The sequence below is a fragment of the Chryseobacterium contaminans genome (assembly GCF_001684955.1).
GTDB lineage: Bacteria > Bacteroidota > Bacteroidia > Flavobacteriales > Weeksellaceae > Chryseobacterium > Chryseobacterium contaminans.
Genome location: NZ_MAYF01000114.1, coordinates 1 through 5,894 on the forward strand (window position 1 = coordinate 1; position 5,894 = coordinate 5,894).

Genomic DNA, 5,894 nt, shown 5'->3' on the forward strand with positions numbered 1-5,894 from the left:
CGACCTGGCTGTAAATGCAGAAAAAGCTACGGGCTTTCTTTCTTCCAGAGAACTTCCGGTATTGTGGGCCATTACCAAAGGCTCCTTTATCAATAAGTTGATTATTCTTCCTATTGCGTTTCTACTCAATTGGCTTTATAAACCCGCTATTGAAATGATCCTTATCCTGGGAGGTTTATACCTTGCGTTTGAAGGCGTGGAAAAAATCATTGAGTTTCTGTTTCACCGCTCTAAAAAAGGACATGAAGTGGTGGAGGAGAGTAAAGAAGATGAAGATTCTGAAGTTTCTGAAAAAGCAAAAGTCAACTCAGCAATCAGAACAGATTTTATTCTTTCTATTGAAATCGTAATTATTGCTTTAGGCTCTGTTATTCAGGAAAATCATCCATTGATTACACAGATTATTACCGTTACTTTTGTGTCGTTTATTGCAACAGTAGGTGTTTACGGGATTGTAGCTCTTATTGTGAGAATGGATGATGCTGGTTTTAAATTGATCAAAAAAAGTCACGATAAAGGATTCTTTTCCTCTCTTGGACATCTTTTGGTGAAAGCATTACCTGTAATCATCAAAATTTTAGGTGTAGTAGGAACAATTGCTTTGATTCTTGTGTCTGGAGGGATCTTTGCTCATAATATTCACTATCTGCATGAATTACTACCAACATGGCCGGATATTTTAAAAGAATTCACTTTCGGGATCGTTGGCGGATTGGCCGCAGTTCTTGTTTTCACAATAGGAAAAGCGATCTATTCCCTGGCTACAAAAAAATAATTGAGGTAAGAATATAATACAAAAATCCTGCATTATTTTATGCAGGATTTTTTTATGGTCTTAATTCAAAAGAAAATTTTTAAATAGTTATAACAAACTTTTTGTTATTCTATAAAAGCTTAGCTATTTATTCTGTTGTGTAGAGATTCCACCTTGAACACTAAACCCTAAACTTGAAACAAAAAAAAGAGGCCTGAGCCTCTTTTATATTAATTGAATAAATCTTTCACTTTATCAAAAAAAGTTTTTTCCTTTCCGGACGGTTCTGCAACCATTTCTCCGCTGGACATTTGCTTTTCAAAGAAGTCTTTTTGCTCCTTGGTAAGTTTTTGAGGCGTCCAGACATTGATATGAATAAACATGTCTCCTTTACCATAACTGTCGATGCTTGGAAGACCTTTTCCTGCCAATCTTAAGATTTTTCCGGATTGAGTTCCAGGATCAACGGTGATCTTTACTTTTCCGCCTACTGTAGGAATCTCTTTTTTCGTTCCTAAAGCAGCTTCAGCAAATGAAACATATAATTCCTGGTGAAGATTGTCTCCCTCTCTTTTGATCGTTTGATCTACTTCCTCTTCAATGATTACCAACAAATCGCCCGGAGTTCCTCCAAATGGAGCATCATTTCCTTTTCCTCTTACATTAAGCTGGATTCCGTCTCTTGCTCCTGCAGGAATATTGATTGTGATTTCTTCCTCATCTTTTACAAGACCCTGAGCATTAGCTCCGGCAGGAATTTTATCAGCAACTTTTCCGATTCCCTGACAAGTGCTACAAGTAGTCTGAGTCTGCATTTGACCAAACATCGTGTTCATTACTTTCAGCTGAACACCGGAACCGTTACAGGTAGGACAGGTTTTTGAAGTGGCACCTTCTGCCATCTTCATTTTTTTAACTTTAATGGTTTTATGGGTACCGTTTACCATTTCCTCAAGGTTCAGTTTGATCCTGATTCTTAAATTAGAACCTTTCACCTGCTGACGGCCACCACCGCCGCCGCCGAATCCTCCAAAACCGCCACCGAAAATATCTCCAAACTGGCTGAAAATATCCTCCATGTTCATTCCGCCTCCGAAGCCTCCGCCTCCGAAACCACCATTTCCGCCCATTCCGGCGTGACCGAACTGGTCATATCTGGCACGTTTCTGATCGTCGCTTAATACTTCGTAAGCCTCAGCAGCTTCTTTAAATTTCTCCTCAGCCTCCTTATCCCCTGGATTTTTATCCGGGTGATATTTGATGGCCATTTTGCGGTATGCTTTTTTTATTTCGTCGGCAGATGCAGATTTGCTGATCCCAAGAACCTCGTAATAATCTCTTTTTGACATGACAATTGAATAATTGATTGTTGATAAATGATAAAAGATATTGTAAAGCTAATAAGTGAAACATTCATCAATTATCACTCATCATTTATCATTTATAAATTTTAGTTTCCTGTTACTACTTTAGCAAAACGAATTACTTTATCATTCAAAGTATATCCCGTTTCAATAACATCTACGATTTTCCCTTTCAGATCCTCAGATGGAGCAGGAATTTGGGTAATAGCTTCATGGAAGTCTACATTGAAGCTGTCACCAGCATTCACTTCCATAGCTTTTAATCCTTTTTCAGTAAGTTTATTTTTGAATTTCTGATAGATAAGTTCAACCCCCTGAAGATCTGCCGGATTCCCGTTTTTAGCGATTTCTTTTAAGGCTCTTTCAAAATCATCTAAAACACCCAACATAGAAACCATCATATCCTGATTGGCATATTGGAAGAATTCCATTTTCTCCTTAGAAGTTCTTTTTTTATAGTTTTCGAATTCAGCATATAATCTGATGTAACGGTCTTTTTCTTCTGCCAAAAGTTCCTCAGCAGAAGGAGTAGCTGTCACATTGTCCTGAGACGCTGCTTCATTCTGAATGTTGTTATCTTCCTGATTATTGATGCTTTCTTCGTTAATATCCTGATTTTCCATAATTCAATATTTATTTACAGGAATGATTCGCAAAGATTCTGCCAAAGGAAAAAACAGGACATTAAGGCAGAAAAACAAACGGAAAGTCCAAACTATATTGACAAGAAGATAAGAAATAAAGAGCAGATAGTAATAGAAGAAAAATGGAAGACAGCAGAAAATAAAAGTTCAAGATTCAGACTTAAAAAGATACAATTTTAAACTCTAAATCTTGAACTTTGGTATCCGATCTCGAATAACGACCCCAATAATATCTTTTACTGTTCTCCAGCAAACGTCTGATACAACAGATATGCATTTAAAACAATGATAATAATGGAAATGATCCATACACAAACCTTTAGGAAGGGTGTATTGACAAATTCTCCCATTTTAGCTTTATCATTCGTAAACATCACGAGGGGAACCACCGCAAAACTGAGCTGCATTGATAAAATAACCTGGCTTAAAACCAATAGTTCTGTTGTTCCCTGTTCTCCGTAAATAATAGCAACAATTAATGCCGGAATAACTGCTATAAGTCTTGTGATAAGTCTTCTCAACCATGGTTTTAATTTAATATTTAAGAAACCTTCCATGACGATCTGACCGGCCAAAGTTCCTGTTAGGGTTGAGTTTTGTCCTGAAGCCAATAATGCGATCGCGAAAGCAATACTTGCCATTGATGCTCCCAGGATTGGCGTCAGCATCTGATAAGCGTCATGAATATCACCCACATGCTGGTTACCGGTAGTATGGAAGGTAGCGGCCGCCAGAATTAAAATGGCTGCATTGATAAAAAATGCCAGCATCAAAGATACTGTACTGTCTATAGTGGCAAATTTAATCGCCTCTTTTTTACCTTCTGTATCTCGGGTGTAATCTCTTGTCTGTACAATACTGCTGTGAAGATACAGGTTGTGTGGCATTACGGTGGCTCCTAAAATACCGATGGCTATGTAAAGCATTGCCGGATTCTGAATAATTTCTTTTTGCGGTACCAATCCACCCAGAATTTCATTAAAAGCAGGTTTGGAAATAATAATTTCATAGACAAAGCAGGAAAGGATTACAAAAATAAGTCCGCCTACAATACTTTCAATCCATCGGAATCCTTTTGCCTGAAGGAGAAGGATAACCAGTACATCCACAGTTGTAATTACAATTCCCCAGGTTAGCGGAATATGGAACAGAAGATTTAAGGCTATTGCAGAACCAATAACTTCGGCGAGATCACAGGCGGCAATAGCTATTTCACAAAATATCCAGAGAATAAAATTGGTAGTAGGGCTAAAGTGGTCTCTACAGGCTTGTGCTAGATCTCTTTCTGCAACTACGCCAAGTTTTACCGATAAATGCTGTAAAACCACCGCAAAAATATTGGAGATAAGAATAACCGAAAGCAGAGTATACCCAAACTGAGCGCCTCCGGCAATATCCGTAGCCCAGTTTCCAGGGTCCATGTATCCTACAGCAATCATAAGGCCGGGTCCTGCAAAGGCCAGATATTTCCTCCAAAAGCTAGCTTTTTTAGGAACTTTAATAGAAGAATAAACTTCTGATAAAGAGTGTGATGTTTTATCTTTTCGCCAAGCGCTTTTTAAATTGAAATTCATAAATGTTAGAAATGACTAACAAATTTAATTAAATAAATGTAAACACAAAAATCATGGCATAGAAAAATCCCGGAAATGACTTCCCGGGATTCAATTTTTATTGATTCTAAAGATTATTTAGCAAATCTTACAGACATTTTTCTGTCAGCAGCCCTTTCAGCATCAGAAGCCTTTGCATCTACTGTAGCAAATTTACTTCCGTAACCTTCTGCTCCTAATACCTGAGCACCAACTCCTGCTTTTGCTAAAGCTGCTTTAATGAAATCAGCTCTTGCCTGAGATAGTTTTACGTTGGAAGCTTCGTTTCCTGTTTTATCAGTATATCCACCGATTTTGATTTTTGCATCAGGGAAAGCTTTAAGAATAGCTACCAAGTTATCCAGCTGTCCTTGTGATCCAGCTTCTAATTCTGTAGAACTTCCCATTTTAAAGTTAACGTGATCGAAATCATACCATTTGTCTTTCAATGCTGCATCATCTGCTGCATTTTTGTATCCGTCAGTTTTCAGGAATGAAATCATCTGGTCTTCCATACCTCCTTTGTACCCTTTCAGTGATACTCCGTTAAGATCAATGTTCTCATCGGTTTTAGCTACAGGAGCAGCTGGGGTACCTGGTGCGGTTGAAGTTGCAGAAGCCGTATCTACAGAGGTTCCTGTAGAGTCTGAGGTAGAAGTCATTGTAGTAGTAGTTTGCTTCTTCTCACACTGTTTCCAAAGGAAATATCCGGCTGCAATTAATAATAAAAGCGGAAGCAACCATTTCCAGATTGAACCTCCGCCTTGATTATTGTTGTTATTTTCAAATTGTTCTCTTATTTCTCTTGCTCCTTCACTTACATTTTCTCTTGCTGTAGCAACACCTTCAGCGATGTTGTCCTTAGCAGTAGAAGTTACTGAAGAAACGGTTTCTTTTGCCTGGCCAAACCAATTTTCAGCTCCTAATCCAAAGGAAGCCAAAGAAAGACCTGCTGGCAGTAAAGAAGAAATAATGCCTTTCTGATCATTCAGTAAGCTGGAAATACCTGAAGCACCCAAATTATTGTCTGCTGCATATTTTCCTACAGTGCCTACTGTAGCCCCGGTAACCAGGTTTAACAAAGAACCTGCAGAATTGTTGCTGATTCCTGAAAAACTGGCAATGGAATTCACTAATCCGCCAATCTTATCTCCAAAAAGAGAAGATAATAAAGAGGTAATAATAGGGTTATTAGATGATCCACCTAATAGGTTCCCTAAAATTCCGCTTGAAGAGGCTTTCGTAATAGCATCCACAACACCAGGGTTGTCTGCGTTATTGGCTAATCCACCTACTACTGCAGGTAATAAACCACCAATTGCTTTAGAAATTCCGGATTCGCTTTCTCCAAACTGCGAAGCAGCCTGTGAAACCAAAGCGGGACCTAATTGTCCTTTAATTAAATCAATGACATTTAAAGACATAATAAATTTTTTTAGATTAATGTTGAGATAAATTTAAACAAAAATCCGTCTAAATGTCATTTTTTTTTCAATAATTGTTGAAAAATTAACGAAATTTCCTAGAATCGTTAAAATTA

The 5,894-nt window shown here is 37.9% G+C and carries 5 protein-coding genes; 1 reads left to right on the top strand and 4 read right to left on the bottom strand.

The features are described from left to right. Window positions 1-775 (top strand): DUF808 family protein (locus BBH99_RS08605; protein WP_066694666.1); only part of this gene is annotated, 775 nt, incomplete at its 5' end. Between the two features lie 209 nt (window positions 776-984). On the opposite strand, the gene dnaJ is transcribed toward BBH99_RS08605, so the two are convergent. The 4 genes from dnaJ to BBH99_RS08625 all read right to left on the bottom strand — a co-directional run bounded on the left by dnaJ (window position 985) and on the right by BBH99_RS08625 (window position 5,778). Further along, window positions 985-2,103: a molecular chaperone DnaJ gene (gene dnaJ / locus BBH99_RS08610; protein ID WP_066694667.1), complete on the bottom strand. Its 1,119-nt coding sequence runs from the start codon at window positions 2,101-2,103 to the stop codon at window positions 985-987. Between the two features lie 101 nt (window positions 2,104-2,204). Continuing rightward, the gene (locus BBH99_RS08615) at window positions 2,205-2,741 is read right to left on the bottom strand and encodes a nucleotide exchange factor GrpE (protein WP_066694668.1); all 537 of its coding nucleotides are present in this window, start codon (window positions 2,739-2,741) and stop codon (window positions 2,205-2,207) included. A gap of 257 nt (window positions 2,742-2,998) precedes the next feature. Beyond that, window positions 2,999-4,336, bottom strand: coding sequence for an Nramp family divalent metal transporter (locus BBH99_RS08620; protein WP_066694669.1), 1,338 nt, complete (start codon window positions 4,334-4,336; stop codon window positions 2,999-3,001). Between the two features lie 113 nt (window positions 4,337-4,449). Beyond that, window positions 4,450-5,778, bottom strand: a complete 1,329-nt coding sequence (locus BBH99_RS08625; protein WP_066694671.1) for an OmpA family protein — start codon at window positions 5,776-5,778, stop codon at window positions 4,450-4,452. Window positions 5,779-5,894 lie beyond the last annotated feature (116 nt).

Coding starts and splice junctions, on each gene's coding strand:
- dnaJ (WP_066694667.1), bottom strand. CDS start 2,103: ATGTCAAAAAGAGATTATTACGAGGTTCTTGGGATCAGCAAATCTGCA.
- BBH99_RS08615 (WP_066694668.1), bottom strand. CDS start 2,741: ATGGAAAATCAGGATATTAACGAAGAAAGCATCAATAATCAGGAAGAT.
- BBH99_RS08620 (WP_066694669.1), bottom strand. CDS start 4,336: ATGAATTTCAATTTAAAAAGCGCTTGGCGAAAAGATAAAACATCACAC.
- BBH99_RS08625 (WP_066694671.1), bottom strand. CDS start 5,778: ATGTCTTTAAATGTCATTGATTTAATTAAAGGACAATTAGGTCCCGCT.